Annotated in this window: 7 protein-coding genes, 2 tRNA genes and 3 rRNA genes; 10 read left to right on the forward strand and 2 right to left on the reverse strand. The window is 44.3% G+C overall.

Features of this window, described 5'->3' with window-relative positions; translation table 11 throughout:
- Positions 1 to 38: 38 nt before the first annotated feature.
- The 7 genes from gyrB (at position 39) to rrf (ending at position 10,076) form a co-directional block, all read left to right on the forward strand.
- Positions 39 to 1,955, forward strand: a complete 1,917-nt coding sequence (gene gyrB, locus MHI20_RS13135) for a DNA topoisomerase (ATP-hydrolyzing) subunit B (protein ID WP_025206585.1) — start codon at positions 39 to 41, stop codon at positions 1,953 to 1,955.
- Between the two features lie 234 nt (positions 1,956 to 2,189).
- A complete protein-coding gene (gene gyrA / locus MHI20_RS13140; protein WP_017359864.1) occupies positions 2,190 to 4,694 on the forward strand; it encodes a DNA gyrase subunit A in 2,505 nt (834 codons plus the stop codon).
- Between the two features lie 364 nt (positions 4,695 to 5,058).
- Positions 5,059 to 6,607, forward strand: a 16S ribosomal RNA gene (locus MHI20_RS13145).
- Positions 6,608 to 6,703: 96 nt separating this feature from the next.
- Positions 6,704 to 6,780: transfer RNA gene (locus tag MHI20_RS13150), tRNA-Ile, on the forward strand.
- Positions 6,781 to 6,794: 14 nt separating this feature from the next.
- Positions 6,795 to 6,870 (forward strand) — tRNA-Ala (locus tag MHI20_RS13155).
- Between the two features lie 98 nt (positions 6,871 to 6,968).
- Positions 6,969 to 9,899, forward strand: a 23S ribosomal RNA gene (locus MHI20_RS13160).
- A 61-nt stretch (positions 9,900 to 9,960) separates the two neighbouring features.
- Positions 9,961 to 10,076, forward strand: a 5S ribosomal RNA gene (gene rrf, locus MHI20_RS13165).
- The 16S, 23S and 5S rRNA genes sit together here with 2 tRNA genes alongside, the layout of an rRNA operon.
- An 11-nt stretch (positions 10,077 to 10,087) precedes the next feature.
- On the opposite strand, the gene MHI20_RS13170 is transcribed toward rrf, so the two are convergent.
- Positions 10,088 to 11,056 (reverse strand): YaaC family protein, encoded by a 969-nt coding sequence (locus tag MHI20_RS13170; RefSeq protein WP_039170451.1) that lies wholly within the window; start codon positions 11,054 to 11,056, stop codon positions 10,088 to 10,090.
- Positions 11,057 to 11,177: 121 nt separating this feature from the next.
- Between MHI20_RS13170 and guaB the strand changes: the two genes are divergently transcribed.
- On the forward strand, positions 11,178 to 12,644 hold the full coding sequence (guaB, locus tag MHI20_RS13175) for an IMP dehydrogenase (protein ID WP_008342039.1): 1,467 nt from the start codon (positions 11,178 to 11,180) through the stop codon (positions 12,642 to 12,644).
- A 160-nt stretch (positions 12,645 to 12,804) separates the two neighbouring features.
- Positions 12,805 to 14,130, forward strand: a complete 1,326-nt coding sequence (locus MHI20_RS13180; RefSeq protein ID WP_008342036.1) for a D-alanyl-D-alanine carboxypeptidase family protein — start codon at positions 12,805 to 12,807, stop codon at positions 14,128 to 14,130.
- Positions 14,131 to 14,172: 42 nt separating this feature from the next.
- Here MHI20_RS13180 and pdxR read toward each other — a convergent pair whose 3' ends face one another.
- Positions 14,173 to 15,651 (reverse strand): MocR-like pyridoxine biosynthesis transcription factor PdxR, encoded by a 1,479-nt coding sequence (gene pdxR, locus MHI20_RS13185; RefSeq protein ID WP_340938884.1) that lies wholly within the window; start codon positions 15,649 to 15,651, stop codon positions 14,173 to 14,175.
- Between the two features lie 247 nt (positions 15,652 to 15,898).
- Here pdxR and pdxS point away from each other — a divergent pair, with 247 nt between their 5' ends.
- Entirely contained in the window at positions 15,899 to 16,783 is an 885-nt protein-coding gene (gene pdxS / locus MHI20_RS13190; protein WP_039170343.1) for a pyridoxal 5'-phosphate synthase lyase subunit PdxS, read from the forward strand.
- The last annotated feature ends 20 nt before the right edge of the window (positions 16,784 to 16,803 follow it).

Here is a 16,803-nt window from a genome sequence, read left to right on the forward strand (position 1 = left end):
ATATCGTTTAAGAAAAGTGTAGGTGAATGTACGTGGCAATGGAACAGCAACATAATAGTTATGATGAAAATCAGATACAGGTGCTCGAAGGACTAGAAGCGGTTAGAAAACGTCCAGGAATGTACATTGGGTCAACCAGTGCAAAAGGACTTCACCATCTTGTATGGGAAATTGTCGACAACAGTATTGATGAGGCTTTAGCTGGTTATTGTACAGACATTACAGTGCAAATTGAAAAAGATAATAGCATCACAGTGAAAGATAACGGCCGCGGAATTCCTGTTGGGATTCACGAAAAAATGGGACGTCCTGCTGTAGAAGTGATTATGACGGTTCTTCACGCTGGTGGTAAATTTGACGGCAGCGGTTATAAAGTATCTGGCGGTTTGCATGGTGTAGGGGCATCTGTTGTTAATGCGTTATCTACGACCTTAGACGTGACCGTATACCGTGATGGGAAAATTCATTATCAACAATTCAAACGCGGTGTTCCAGTTGGAGATTTAGAGATCATTGGTGAAACAGATGTAACAGGGACAACCACTCATTTTGTGCCAGATCCAGAAATTTTCACTGAAACCATTGAATTTGATTACGACACACTTGCTAACCGTGTACGTGAGTTAGCTTTCTTAACAAAAGGCGTCAACATCATCATTGAAGACTTACGTGAAGGCAAAGAGCGAAGAAACGAATACTGCTATGAAGGCGGTATTAAGAGCTATGTAGAACATTTGAATCGCTCGAAGGAAGTCGTTCATGAAGAACCTGTTTACATCGAGGGTGAAAAAGACGGAATCACCGTTGAAGTTGCACTGCAATACAACGATTCCTATACAAGCAATATTTATTCTTTCGCCAACAACATCAACACATATGAAGGCGGATCACACGAAGCTGGCTTTAAAACCGGTCTGACGCGTGTCATCAATGATTATGCTCGTAAAAATGGCGTATTCAAAGATGGAGACTCGAATTTGAGCGGAGAAGATGTACGAGAAGGCTTGACAGCCATTATCTCTATCAAACATCCAGACCCTCAATTCGAAGGGCAAACGAAGACAAAGCTCGGTAACTCAGAAGCAAGAACCATTACCGACTCCCTCTTCTCCGAAGCACTTGAGAAATTCCTCTTAGAGAACCCTGATGCTGCAAAGAAAATTGTGGAGAAAGGTGTGATGGCAGCTCGTGCAAGAATGGCTGCCAAAAAGGCACGTGAGCTGACAAGACGTAAAAGTGCACTGGAAGTCTCTAGCTTGCCTGGGAAACTGGCAGACTGTTCTTCTAAAGATCCATCCATCTCTGAGCTTTATATCGTAGAGGGAGATTCTGCGGGCGGATCTGCTAAGCAAGGTCGTGATCGACATTTCCAAGCGATCTTACCGTTAAGAGGGAAGATCCTAAACGTTGAAAAAGCACGACTAGATAAAATTTTATCTAACAACGAGGTTCGTTCAATGATTACAGCGCTAGGGACTGGAATCGGAGAAGACTTCACTTTAGAGAAAGCACGTTATCACAAAATTGTGATCATGACTGATGCTGATGTTGATGGAGCGCATATTCGGACGCTACTCCTAACATTCTTCTATCGCTACATGCGTGAAATCATTGAAAACGGTTATGTGTATATTGCACAGCCGCCTTTATATAAAGTGCAGCAAGGAAAGCGTGTTGAATACGTGTATAACGATAAACAGCTAGATGAACTGTTAAAAACACTGCCTCAAACACCGAAACCTGGACTTCAGCGTTATAAAGGGCTTGGAGAGATGAATGCTACTCAGCTTTGGGAAACAACAATGGATCCTGATGCGAGAACACTTCTTCAAGTGACACTTGAGGATGCAATCGATGCTGATGAGACTTTTGAAATGCTAATGGGAGATAAAGTAGAGCCGAGACGTAACTTTATCGAAGAAAATGCACAATACGTAAAAAATCTTGATATTTAGATAGGTATCCCCCCTTGAGAGCAACCTTATTTCTTGTTTGGAATAAGGTTGTTTTTCAAGAAACAGGGGCGTGAAACGAATGTCCTGGTTTTCTGCGTTTCGTTGATTTTCTAGTAAATAAATGTGTATAAAGGCAAGATTATTGATATAATGGAGAATAGTCTTGTGAAGATAAATACATATTTTACTCCCACATAATTTATTTCATGTGATACGTAAAGGGAGGTTCTTATAGTGAGTGAACAACATACACCAAATGTACGCGAAGTGAATATTAGCCATGAAATGCGTACGTCCTTTTTAGATTATGCAATGAGTGTTATTGTTTCGCGTGCATTACCAGATGTGCGAGACGGATTGAAGCCCGTGCATCGAAGAATTTTGTATGCGATGAATGACCTAGGTATGACAAGTGATAAACCATTTAAGAAATCTGCACGTATCGTTGGGGAAGTTATCGGTAAGTACCACCCTCACGGTGATAGCGCTGTATATGAAGCGATGGTTCGGATGGCGCAAGATTTCAACTATCGTAATATGCTGGTTGAAGGGCACGGGAACTTTGGTTCTGTCGATGGAGACGGTGCAGCAGCCATGCGTTATACCGAGGCCCGTCTTTCTAAAATTTCGATGGAGATCCTGCGTGATATCACAAAGGACACCATTGATTATCAAGATAACTACGATGGCAGTGAAAGAGAGCCAGTCGTTATGCCTGCTAGGTTCCCGAACTTATTAGTGAACGGGGCAACTGGAATCGCTGTAGGGATGGCAACGAATATCCCGCCTCACCAACTAGGTGAAGTGATTGATGGGGTATTGGCAATTAGTCAAAATCCTGAAATGACGACACAGGAACTAATGGACATCATTCCAGGTCCAGACTTCCCAACTGCGGGACAAATCATTGGCCGAAGCGGTATTCGTAAAGCGTATGAAACAGGACGCGGCTCTATTACATTACGTGCAAAGTCAAATATCGAAGAAACATCTAGTGGTAAGCAGCGCATTATCATCAACGAGATTCCTTACCAGGTTAATAAAGCTCGTTTGATCGAAAAAATCGCTGATCTTGTCCGTGATAAAAAGATTGATGGCATTACAGATCTTCGTGATGAATCTGACCGTAATGGAATGAGAATTGTCATTGAACTACGAAGAGACGCAAACGTCCATGTTCTATTAAACAATCTTTATAAACAAACGACACTTCAAACGTCCTTCGGTATTAACTTGCTTGCACTTGTTGATGGACAGCCGAAAGTGTTGTCTCTCAAACAATGTCTTGAATATTACCTTGAGCATCAGAAAGTGATCATTCGTCGAAGAACGGCGTATGAATTGCGTAAAGCGGAAGCAAGAGCTCATATTTTAGAAGGCTTAAGAATTGCGCTTGATCACTTAGATGAGGTCATTGCCTTAATTAGAGGCTCTCAAACTGCTGAAATTGCAAGAAATGGTTTGATGGAAAACTATAGCTTGTCTGAAAAACAAGCACAGGCCATTCTCGATATGCGACTCCAGCGTTTGACTGGTTTAGAAAGAGAGAAAATAGAAGATGAATACAAAGGGCTTGTTGAATTGATTGCTGAATTGAAAGCCATTCTAGCAGACAATGAGAAAGTTCTAGAAATCATTAGAGAAGAATTAACAGAAATCAAAGAACGCTTCAATGATACGCGTCGCACAGAAATTGTGACAGCGGGTATAGAAACAATCGAAGACGAAGATTTGATTCCTGTTGAAAATATTGTGATCACACTGACTCATAATGGTTATATTAAGCGCCTGCCTGCATCAACATACCGCAGTCAAAAAAGAGGCGGTAAAGGTGTACAAGGAATGGGAACCAACGAAGATGATTTCGTTGAACAGCTGATCTCAACATCTACGCACGATACGATTCTCTTCTTCTCTAATAAAGGGAAGGTCTATCGAGCGAAGGGCTATGAGATCCCTGAATTCGGACGAACAGCGAAAGGGATTCCGATTATTAACCTTCTTGAAGTAGAAAAGGGAGAGTGGATAAACGCCATTATTCCAGTCAGCGAATTTGATGAAGATTCGTATCTCTTCTTTACAACAAGACACGGTGTATCGAAACGAACGTCATTGTCTCAATTTGCAAACATCCGTAACAACGGTTTGATTGCACTCAGCCTGCGTGATGAAGATGAATTGATGGCTGTTCGTTTAACCAATGGTGAAAAACAAATCATCATCGGAACGAAAAAAGGAATGCTCATTCGTTTCGACGAGACAGATGTTCGTGAAATGGGACGTACAGCAGCTGGAGTTAAAGGGATCACACTTTCTGAGGATGACATCGTCGTTGGAATGGAAATCCTTGAGCCAGATGCAAACGTATTGATCGTAACTGAAAAAGGTTATGGTAAATTAACGCCTGAAAAAGAATATCGTGTCCAAAGCCGTGGTGGTAAAGGTCTGAAAACGTGCAAGATCACTGACAACAACGGTCCGCTTGTTGCAGTGAAGGCGACTAACGCTGAAGCTGAAGAAGACTTGATGATTATCACAGGCAGTGGTGTCATCATTCGTATGGCCGTTTCAGATATCTCCACAACAGGCCGAGTCACTCAAGGTGTCCGTCTGATCCGTCTAGGTGATGATGAACATGTCGCTACAGTGGCATTAGTAGAACAATCACCAGAAGACGATGAAGAGAATAGTGAAGAAAACGTAGAAAATGTAGAGTCAGATCAAGAGCAATCTGAGTAAAAATAAAGCCGGTTTTTCACCGGCTCTATTTTTTTTTGAAAAAACATGATTTTTTTTGAAGTTTATAATGCTTTTTTCATAGATATGTGTTAATCTTTCAAAGGAGCAAAAAGAGGCTCTATTTTTTATCTCTTTCATAACAAAAACTTCTTAAAAAAATAAAATGTTTTTCAAGAAAAATGTTGACTATTGATAGAGATATATGATATATTTAAGTGGTCGCTTTGAGAGAGTGACAAACAAGTTCTTTGAAAACTAAACAAGACAAAACGTACCTGTTAATTCGAGTTTTTATAAAAAAATCCTATGATACATCATAGGTAGTCAGTCAAACTGGCGAAAAGCAAAACTTCGGTTTTGTACTTTTTCGGAGAGTTTGATCCTGGCTCAGGACGAACGCTGGCGGCGTGCCTAATACATGCAAGTCGAGCGGACAGAAGGGAGCTTGCTCCCGGATGTTAGCGGCGGACGGGTGAGTAACACGTGGGTAACCTGCCTGTAAGACTGGGATAACTCCGGGAAACCGGAGCTAATACCGGATAGTTCCTTGAACCGCATGGTTCAAGGATGAAAGACGGTTTCGGCTGTCACTTACAGATGGACCCGCGGCGCATTAGCTAGTTGGTGAGGTAACGGCTCACCAAGGCGACGATGCGTAGCCGACCTGAGAGGGTGATCGGCCACACTGGGACTGAGACACGGCCCAGACTCCTACGGGAGGCAGCAGTAGGGAATCTTCCGCAATGGACGAAAGTCTGACGGAGCAACGCCGCGTGAGTGATGAAGGTTTTCGGATCGTAAAGCTCTGTTGTTAGGGAAGAACAAGTGCAAGAGTAACTGCTTGCACCTTGACGGTACCTAACCAGAAAGCCACGGCTAACTACGTGCCAGCAGCCGCGGTAATACGTAGGTGGCAAGCGTTGTCCGGAATTATTGGGCGTAAAGGGCTCGCAGGCGGTTTCTTAAGTCTGATGTGAAAGCCCCCGGCTCAACCGGGGAGGGTCATTGGAAACTGGGAAACTTGAGTGCAGAAGAGGAGAGTGGAATTCCACGTGTAGCGGTGAAATGCGTAGAGATGTGGAGGAACACCAGTGGCGAAGGCGACTCTCTGGTCTGTAACTGACGCTGAGGAGCGAAAGCGTGGGGAGCGAACAGGATTAGATACCCTGGTAGTCCACGCCGTAAACGATGAGTGCTAAGTGTTAGGGGGTTTCCGCCCCTTAGTGCTGCAGCTAACGCATTAAGCACTCCGCCTGGGGAGTACGGTCGCAAGACTGAAACTCAAAGGAATTGACGGGGGCCCGCACAAGCGGTGGAGCATGTGGTTTAATTCGAAGCAACGCGAAGAACCTTACCAGGTCTTGACATCCTCTGACAACCCTAGAGATAGGGCTTTCCCTTCGGGGACAGAGTGACAGGTGGTGCATGGTTGTCGTCAGCTCGTGTCGTGAGATGTTGGGTTAAGTCCCGCAACGAGCGCAACCCTTGATCTTAGTTGCCAGCATTCAGTTGGGCACTCTAAGGTGACTGCCGGTGACAAACCGGAGGAAGGTGGGGATGACGTCAAATCATCATGCCCCTTATGACCTGGGCTACACACGTGCTACAATGGACAGAACAAAGGGCTGCGAGACCGCAAGGTTTAGCCAATCCCACAAATCTGTTCTCAGTTCGGATCGCAGTCTGCAACTCGACTGCGTGAAGCTGGAATCGCTAGTAATCGCGGATCAGCATGCCGCGGTGAATACGTTCCCGGGCCTTGTACACACCGCCCGTCACACCACGAGAGTTTGCAACACCCGAAGTCGGTGAGGTAACCTTTATGGAGCCAGCCGCCGAAGGTGGGGCAGATGATTGGGGTGAAGTCGTAACAAGGTAGCCGTATCGGAAGGTGCGGCTGGATCACCTCCTTTCTAAGGATATATGGAGCAGCGTACGTTTTTCGTCTTGTTTAGTTTTGAAGGAACTTGCAAAAGATCCTACAACATCATATCTTCGATATGAAAGATGGGCCTGTAGCTCAGCTGGTTAGAGCGCACGCCTGATAAGCGTGAGGTCGGTGGTTCGAGTCCACTCAGGCCCACCATCTTCTATTAAATCGGGGCCTTAGCTCAGCTGGGAGAGCGCCTGCCTTGCACGCAGGAGGTCAGCGGTTCGATCCCGCTAGGCTCCACCAACGTGTTCTTTGAAAACTAGATAACAATAAGTAATACATTCACATTGAATGCAATGCAAAGTTCATCACACATAGTGATTCTTTCTAAAGTAAGAAATGGTTAAGTTAGAAAGGGCGCACGGTGGATGCCTTGGCACTAGGAGCCGATGAAGGACGGGACGAACACCGATATGCTTCGGGGAGCTGTAAGCAAGCTTTGATCCGGAGATTTCCGAATGGGGAAACCCACTGCTCGTAATGGAGTAGTATCCATACTTGAATACATAGAGTATGAGAAGGCATACCCGGGGAACTGAAACATCTAAGTACCCGGAGGAAGAGAAAGCAAATGCGATTCCCTGAGTAGCGGCGAGCGAAACGGGAACAGCCCAAACCAAGAGGCTTGCCTCTTGGGGTTGTAGGACACTCTATACGGAGTTACAAAGGAACGATATAAGCGAAGAGGTCTGGAAAGGCCCGCCAAAGAAGGTAACAGCCCTGTAACTGAAATGTTGTTCTCTCCAGAGTGGATCCTGAGTACGGCGGAACACGTGAAATTCCGTCGGAATCCGGGAGGACCATCTCCCAAGGCTAAATACTCCCTAGTGACCGATAGTGAACCAGTACCGTGAGGGAAAGGTGAAAAGCACCCCGGAAGGGGAGTGAAATAGATCCTGAAACCGTGTGCCTACAAGTAGTCAGAGCCCGTTAACGGGTGATGGCGTGCCTTTTGTAGAATGAACCGGCGAGTTACGATCCCGTGCAAGGTTAAGCAGAAGATGCGGAGCCGCAGCGAAAGCGAGTCTGAATAGGGCGCATGAGTACGTGGTCGTAGACCCGAAACCAGGTGATCTACCCATGTCCAGGGTGAAGTTCAGGTAACACTGAATGGAGGCCCGAACCCACGCACGTTGAAAAGTGCGGGGATGAGGTGTGGGTAGGGGTGAAATGCCAATCGAACCTGGAGATAGCTGGTTCTCTCCGAAATAGCTTTAGGGCTAGCCTCAAGGTAAGAGTCTCGGAGGTAGAGCACTGATTGGACTAGGGGCCCCTACCGGGTTACCGAATTCAGTCAAACTCCGAATGCCGATGACTTATCCTTGGGAGTCAGACTGCGAGTGATAAGATCCGTAGTCGAAAGGGAAACAGCCCAGACCGCCAGCTAAGGTCCCAAAGTATACGTTAAGTGGAAAAGGATGTGGAGTTGCTTAGACAACCAGGATGTTGGCTTAGAAGCAGCCACCATTTAAAGAGTGCGTAATAGCTCACTGGTCGAGTGACTCTGCGCCGAAAATGTACCGGGGCTAAACGTATCACCGAAGCTGCGGACTGTTCTTACGAACAGTGGTAGGAGAGCGTTCTAAGTGCAGTGAAGTCAGACCGGAAGGACTGGTGGAGCGCTTAGAAGTGAGAATGCCGGTATGAGTAGCGAAAGACGGGTGAGAATCCCGTCCACCGAATGCCTAAGGTTTCCTGAGGAAGGCTCGTCCGCTCAGGGTTAGTCGGGACCTAAGCCGAGGCCGAAAGGCGTAGGCGATGGACAACAGGTTGATATTCCTGTACCACCTCCTCACCATTTGAGCAATGGGGGGACGCAGGAGGATAGGGTAAGCGCGGTATTGGATATCCGCGTCCAAGCAGTTAGGCTGGGAAATAGGCAAATCCGTTTCCCGTGAAGGCTGAGCTGTGATGGCGAGCGAAATTTAGTAGCGAAGTTCCTGATTCCACACTGCCAAGAAAAGCCTCTAGCGAGGTGAGAGGTGCCCGTACCGCAAACCGACACAGGTAGGCGAGGAGAGAATCCTAAGGTGATCGAGAGAACTCTCGTTAAGGAACTCGGCAAAATGACCCCGTAACTTCGGGAGAAGGGGTGCTTCTTAGGGTGTTAAAGCCCCGAGAAGCCGCAGTGAATAGGCCCAGGCGACTGTTTAGCAAAAACACAGGTCTCTGCGAAGCCGTAAGGCGAAGTATAGGGGCTGACGCCTGCCCGGTGCTGGAAGGTTAAGAGGAGCGCTTAGCGTAAGCGAAGGTGCGAATTGAAGCCCCAGTAAACGGCGGCCGTAACTATAACGGTCCTAAGGTAGCGAAATTCCTTGTCGGGTAAGTTCCGACCCGCACGAAAGGCGCAACGATCTGGGCACTGTCTCAACGAGAGACTCGGTGAAATTATAGTACCTGTGAAGATGCAGGTTACCCGCGACAGGACGGAAAGACCCCGTGGAGCTTTACTGCAGCCTGATATTGAATGTTGGTACAGCTTGTACAGGATAGGTAGGAGCCTTGGAAACCGGAGCGCTAGCTTCGGTGGAGGCATCGGTGGGATACTACCCTGGCTGTATTGACCTTCTAACCCGCTGCCCTTATCGGGCAGGGAGACAGTGTCAGGTGGGCAGTTTGACTGGGGCGGTCGCCTCCTAAAATGTAACGGAGGCGCCCAAAGGTTCCCTCAGAATGGTTGGAAATCATTCGCAGAGTGTAAAGGCACAAGGGAGCTTGACTGCGAGACCTACAAGTCGAGCAGGGACGAAAGTCGGGCTTAGTGATCCGGTGGTTCCGCATGGAAGGGCCATCGCTCAACGGATAAAAGCTACCCCGGGGATAACAGGCTTATCTCCCCCAAGAGTCCACATCGACGGGGAGGTTTGGCACCTCGATGTCGGCTCATCGCATCCTGGGGCTGTAGTCGGTCCCAAGGGTTGGGCTGTTCGCCCATTAAAGCGGTACGCGAGCTGGGTTCAGAACGTCGTGAGACAGTTCGGTCCCTATCCGTCGCGGGCGCAGGAAATTTGAGAGGAGCTGTCCTTAGTACGAGAGGACCGGGATGGACGCACCGCTGGTGTACCAGTTGTTCTGCCAAGGGCATCGCTGGGTAGCTATGTGCGGACGGGATAAGTGCTGAAAGCATCTAAGCATGAAGCCCCCCTCAAGATGAGATTTCCCATTCCGCAAGGAAGTAAGATCCCTGAAAGATGATCAGGTTGATAGGTCTGAGGTGGAAGCGTGGTGACACGTGGAGCTGACAGATACTAATAGATCGAGGACTTAACCTATATTCTAATGTGAAAAATGAACATTGTTATCTAGTTTTGAGAGAACATTCTCTCCATCAGGTTTGGTGGCGATAGCGAAGAGGTCACACCCGTTCCCATACCGAACACGGAAGTTAAGCTCTTCAGCGCCGATGGTAGTTGGGGGTTTCCCCCTGTGAGAGTAGGACGCCGCCAAGCCTTTCAAAGGATCAGTTCCAGTCGGAACTGGTCTTTTTTGTGTTTTCTTCTAGCAGCATCATGATATAAGCCGGAAACTTGTCCTCTGCAATCTCCATATAACGTTCAATCATGACATAATCATCACTAATGTATTGAGATAAAAGCTCGTACCACCATTCTGTTTCGTAGCGGGCAATCATACTGAGATTATACATTAACAAGTAATGGCTGATGATCTCAGGAATCCCTAAAAAGGCATCTCGCGTTGATGGAATGAACCATTGATTCATTTCTAAATCATAATGAAGATGAGTAGCAAGAGCAGGGTTTTCTTCTGAAAATACATCAAATGTTAGTTTTTTAGCTTCTCGTTGCTTAAGCTTCCAAGTTGTATGGAACTCAAAATATTCAATAAAACGTTCGGCAGACATGTTATAGAGCAAGGGAATATGATCTTGAATCAACATGCCATTTGCTTGTTCTATTTTCACTAAAGTCGCGGGTTGTTTTTGAAACTCCAGAATATGACCCATTTCAGGTATTTTTGAAAGGAGATTGATCATCGTAAATCGTTCATCTTCAAGACCATTTAAATGAAATAAGTGCTTTAATACATGCATACATAATCCGTTTCGCTGAATCTTGACTTCATCCTCACTAAAACGATAATGTTGCTTCTTTCTTTTTCTTGAGGTGACACCATGAGCTAAGACAGAGGTTTGAGAAGGATAGTCGGGATCCACTGTCAGCAAACATGCCTTTAACAGCTGTGCCATTCCATAAAACAATAAAATCGGTTTTAGTTCAAGTGGAGCTGATGCGGCTTGGTCATAAAATGTATGACCGTGCTTTAAAAAGTAAATAAATCGTTCACAGTTTTTATAGGCCTGCTGGTTTGCCTCCTGAATGTTCCGTTTCTCGTACTGTTGAAATAGAAACTTTTGGGAAGTTTCAAGTGAGTAAAAACGTTTTAAATCCTTCCATCCTGAACTTTTCATCTTCTTCCTCAACTCTCTTTATATTTTCTAAAAATTGCAACTGTTTGTTGCTTCCTTGACATGCTGTTTCCTAGTTGATAATCTACATATAATATTTTGCCGAAAAGAGGGGGATTTACTAATGTGGGAAAGTAAATTTTCAAAAGAAGGTTTGACGTTTGACGATGTGTTGCTTGTTCCAGCAAAGTCTGAGGTGCTTCCACGTGATGTCAATTTATCAGTTGAGTTAACAAGTACTTTAAAGCTGAACATTCCAATTATTAGTGCAGGAATGGATACTGTGACGGAATCACAAATGGCGATTGCAATGGCACGTCAAGGTGGTCTTGGAATCATCCATAAGAACATGTCTATTGAGCAGCAAGCTGAACAAGTGGACAAAGTAAAACGTTCAGAGCGTGGTGTTATTACAAATCCATTTTTCTTAACACCGGATCATCAAGTATTCGATGCAGAACATTTAATGGGTAAATATCGTATTTCTGGTGTACCGATTGTTAATAACGAACAAGATCAAAAGCTTGTTGGGATTATTACGAACCGTGACCTTCGTTTTATTTCGGATTATTCAATGAAGATTAGCGACGTGATGACAAAAGAGGAACTTGTGACAGCTTCTGTTGGAACAACATTAGAAGAAGCTGAAAAAATCCTTCAGCAATATAAAATTGAAAAATTACCTCTTTTAGATGACGAAGGAACATTAAAAGGTCTCATCACCATCAAAGATATTGAAAAAGTGATTGAATTCCCTAACTCCTCTAAAGATGCACATGGCCGTTTAATTGTTGGTGCCGCTGTAGGTGTCACTGGCGATACAATGACTCGTGTGAAAAAATTAGTAGAAGCCAATGTTGATGTGATCGTCATTGATACAGCACACGGTCATTCTCAAGGTGTTCTAGACACTGTATCGAAAATCCGTGAAACGTATCCTTCTCTTAACATCATTGCTGGTAACGTTGCAACAGCTGAAGCAACAAAAGCATTGTTTGAAGCTGGAGCAGATATTGTAAAAGTGGGTATTGGACCAGGATCGATTTGTACAACACGTGTTGTTGCAGGGGTCGGTGTACCACAAATCACAGCGATTTATGACTGTGCAACAGAAGCAAGAAAGCATGGTAAATCTATTATTGCAGATGGTGGAATTAAATATTCAGGTGATATCGTGAAAGCATTAGCTTCTGGTGGACATGCTGTTATGCTGGGAAGCCTTCTTGCTGGTACATCTGAAAGCCCAGGAGAAACAGAAATTTTCCAAGGCAGACGTTTCAAAGTATATCGTGGTATGGGTTCTGTTGCTGCAATGGAAAAAGGAAGTAAAGATCGTTACTTCCAAGAAGATAATAAAAAATTCGTTCCAGAAGGTATCGAAGGACGTACACCGTATAAAGGACCAGTTGTTGACACTGTTTACCAACTTGTTGGCGGTATTCGCTCTGGTATGGGCTACTGTGGAACACAGGACTTACGTACTCTTAGAGAAGAAGCACAATTCATTCGCATGACAGGTGCAGGTCTTCGTGAGAGCCATCCACATGATGTACAAATTACAAAAGAATCACCAAACTACACAATTTCTTGATAAATTGTGACAATCAAATTACATTTGACAGGGTCTATGACTCTGTCTATTTTTTTTGTCTTTATTGTGATAAAATTTATACTGTTGTGTCGAAATAAGCCCTTGTGGATTAAATATATATGAAAAACGTCGAAAAAAGATGAATACGGAGGTATGACGATTGAACAGCAAGATGTTGAAACAGCTTATGGTCTCTATCCTTGCATTGGCATTGATTGTTACTGCATTTACCCCAATGTCCAAAGCAAAAGCGGCTGAAGATCCATTCAATGTGAATGCGAAAGCAGCCATCCTTATTGAAGCTTCTACAGGTAAAATTCTTTATAGTAAAAACGCAGAACAAAGACTGCCTATTGCAAGTATGGCAAAGATGATGACAGAGTATCTATTACTAGAGGCAATTGCTGAAGGCAAAGTGAAATGGGATCAAACATATACGCCAGATGATTACGTGTACGAAATTTCTCAGGACCGTAGTTTATCCAATGTTCCATTGAGGAAAGATGGTTCGTATACTGTCAAAGAACTTTATCAAGCAACGGCTATTTATTCAGCAAATGCAGCAGCAATTGGTCTAGCAGAGGTAATCGCTGGATCAGAATCAAAGTTTGTTGAAAAAATGAATGCAAAAGCAAAAGAACTTGGCTTAACCAATTACAAATTTGTGAATGCAACTGGATTAGAAAATAAAGACTTACATGGCAAACAGCCAAAAGGTACGGGACCTGATGAAGAAAGCGAAGTTTCCGCAAAGGATATGGCTTTGCTTGCACAGCATCTCATCAAAGATCATCCAGAAATTCTTGAAACAGCAAGCATCGCGAAAACAAAGTTCAGAGAAGGCACAGATGACGAAATGGACATGCCAAACTGGAACTTTATGCTTAAAGGACTTGTGAAAGAATATGAAGGCGTAGACGGTCTGAAAACGGGCTCTACTGATTCGGCTGGTTCTAGCTTCACAGGTACAGCAAAACGTGGTGACATGCGTGTGATCGCAGTTGTCCTTAATGCTAAAGGAAATCTTCATACAGCTCGTTTTGATGTGGCGAAAAAATTGTTCGATTATGCCTTTAAAAACTTCACGATGAAAGAAATGTACAAAAAAGGCCAACAAATCAAGGGACATGAAAACATCGAAGTCGATAAAGGGAAAGATAAAGAAGTACCCGTCGTGACGAAAGAAGCTTTCTCTGTACCGGTTAAAAATGGTGACGAGAAGAGCTATAAAGCGAAAGTAAATATTGATAAAAAGAACCTAGAAGCTCCTATTAAAAAAGGAACGAAGGTTGGCATGCTGACGACTTCTTATTCTGGTGATGAGAAGGACTACGGCTATTTGAGTAAAGACCAATCAGGTGTTGAGCTTGTGACGAAAACAGGTGATGAAAAAGCAAACTGGTTCATCCTTGCAATGCGTGGTGTAGGTGGATTCTTCGCTGGCATTTGGGGCGGAATCGTCGACACAGTAAAAGGTTGGTTCTAATAAAAAAACTGCTCTCTATATGTGAGAGCAGTTTTTTTATCGTTAAAAGAAAAGAGATTGTTTGTGGTTTTGAGGTGTAGACAAGGCCTGCTGAAAAATACCACATAACTTTTCCATACCTTCCGTCAGTGCCTTTTCATTCACATAAGAAAAGCTAAGGCGTATATAATTCTGCTTCGGCTCCCCAGGATAGCAGACAGAGCCAGGCAGGAAGGTGATTTGCTGCTTCCGTGCCTCATGTAATAGGGCACGTGTATCGACCCAGGAAGGAAAGCTAAGCCACAAATTGAGCCCGCCCTGTGGGATTTGCCACGTGACGTCCTTTGGCGCATGCTTTGTCAACACAGCCATCATCAAATCGCGTCTCACCTTCAAGGCAGTTCTTAATTTTTTCGTATGATCGATCATTTTCTTGGAAGTGAGAAACGGTAAGATCGCCTTTTGGGTGAGAAGCGGGCTCCCTAAATCATTATTGGCTTTTGCAGCTAATAAACGGTTAAATATAGAGCCTGACGCTGTAATAATTCCAATTCTGCATCCTGGAGCCAGTGTCTTGCTTAATCCTCGTAAATAAATGACGTGTCCATCGTGATCTAGGCTTTTAATGGGTGCCGGCGGTTTCTTTTCAAAATAAAGCTCACGATAAGGATCATCCTCTACAATGAGACAATCAATGCTTTGTGCCAGTAAAAGCAGCTGTTTTCTTCGTTTCATCGACATACTAGCACCTGTAGGACTGTGAAAAGTAGGAATGGTATAGATGAGCTTTGGTTTATATTTATCACAAATGCTTTGAAGCTGTTTCATGTTCATTCCTTCATGATCGACAGGAACCGTAATAATTCGTGCCCCTCTCCCCATAAAGACATCAATTGCGCCTGGATAGGTGGGCGCCTCCATGACAACTACATCATCCGGCCCGATAAATGTACGTGCTACTAAATCAAGCCCTTGCTGAGAACCGCTAGTGACAAGGATATTTTCAGGAGTAGAAGGGACATCTAATTTTTCTAGAAATGATTGAATGACCTGACGAAGCTGAAGGTCACCTTGTATTTCTCCGTATTTTGACATGATTTGAGGATGCCGGGCTAGGACATGCTGCATTTCTTTTTCTAAATACCGGTTAGGTAAAAGACCAGGATCAATCATAGAGGAAGAAAGATTAATGGCTTCTTCGACATAGTGATACTGAGCGAATTGAGACCTTGGTAAATAATCTGGGATCGATAACTGCCAATCGAAAGAAGTAGATGATTGAACCGGGATGTCAGTTTGCTCATGCTGCTCATTCACAAACGTACCTTTCCCTTGTACAGTCGTTAAAAATCCGTCGTCCTTAAGCCGTGTATAGGCTTTTGCTGCTGTGACAAGACTCACATTCAGCTGTTTCGCTAGATCACGTACAGTCGGCAGCTTATCGCCTTGCTGAAGCAGACCTGATTGGATGTGATCAACGATGGAAAAATAAATCTGATTTGAAAGAGATGTATCTGAATGTCGATGGATATCAATATGCATGAAAATCCTCCAATGGGTGTGGAATTGTTATAGATGGTTTCGGATTGTTATAGATGCATTATAACATGTTAATAACACTTAAAAGAGGGAATGATGCCTTTTTAACTATGGAACCTTGATATATAAGGGTTTCTTCTTTTTTATGAGCTAATTGAATTGTTATACTATTCTCTTTATTGTTATACTCTGTCGCTTGTATGATAAAGGTGTTGAATCAATCGAATAGACAAATGGGAGGAAAACAATTGTGAGCAATAAGGGAACTGAACGAGTAAAACGTGGAATGGCAGAAATGCAAAAAGGTGGCGTCATTATGGATGTCGTCAATGCTGAGCAGGCAAAAATCGCAGAAGAAGCAGGCGCAGTGGCAGTAATGGCACTAGAACGGGTACCAGCTGATATCCGTGCAGCAGGCGGTGTTGCCCGTATGGCAGACCCAAGAATCGTAGAAGAAGTACAAAATGCAGTAACGATTCCAGTCATGGCAAAAGCACGTATCGGCCACATCGTGGAAGCTCGTGTTCTTGAAGCACTTGGTGTTGATTATATTGATGAGAGTGAAGTGCTGACGCCCGCAGATGAGGAATTCCATTTAAATAAAAATGAATACACAGTACCTTTCGTATGTGGCTGCCGTGATCTAGGTGAAGCGACTCGTCGTATTGCAGAAGGCGCTTCTATGCTACGGACAAAAGGTGAGCCTGGTACAGGAAATATTGTAGAAGCTGTTCGTCATATGAGAAAGGTCAATGCTCAAATTCGTAAAGTTGTTGCAATGAGTGAAGATGAATTGATGACAGAAGCCAAGAATCTAGGCGCACCTTATGAATTATTGGTTCAAATTAAAAAAGACGGCAAATTGCCGGTTGTAAACTTTGCTGCTGGAGGTGTTGCGACACCAGCAGATGCAGCATTAATGATGCAGCTTGGAGCAGATGGTGTATTTGTCGGCTCTGGTATCTTCAAATCAGACAATCCAGCTAAGTTTGCAAAAGCGATTGTAGAAGCAACGACTCATTTCACAGATTACCGTCTAATTGCAGAGCTTTCTAAAGAGCTTGGAACAGCGATGAAAGGAATTGAAATTTCAAATCTATTGCCAGAAGAGCGTATGCAAGAGCGTGGCTGGTAATTAAGGGAGCGCAAACGAAC

Origin of the sequence: Bacillus sp. FSL K6-1106 (assembly GCF_038005245.1) — a bacterium.
Lineage (GTDB): Bacteria > Bacillota > Bacilli > Bacillales > Bacillaceae > Bacillus > Bacillus altitudinis.

Coding starts and splice junctions, on each gene's coding strand:
- gyrB (WP_025206585.1), top strand. CDS start 39: ATGGAACAGCAACATAATAGTTATGATGAAAATCAGATACAGGTGCTC.
- MHI20_RS13170 (WP_039170451.1), bottom strand. CDS start 11,056: ATGAAAAGTTCAGGATGGAAGGATTTAAAACGTTTTTACTCACTTGAA.
- guaB (WP_008342039.1), top strand. CDS start 11,178: ATGTGGGAAAGTAAATTTTCAAAAGAAGGTTTGACGTTTGACGATGTG.
- pdxR (WP_340938884.1), bottom strand. CDS start 15,651: ATGCATATTGATATCCATCGACATTCAGATACATCTCTTTCAAATCAG.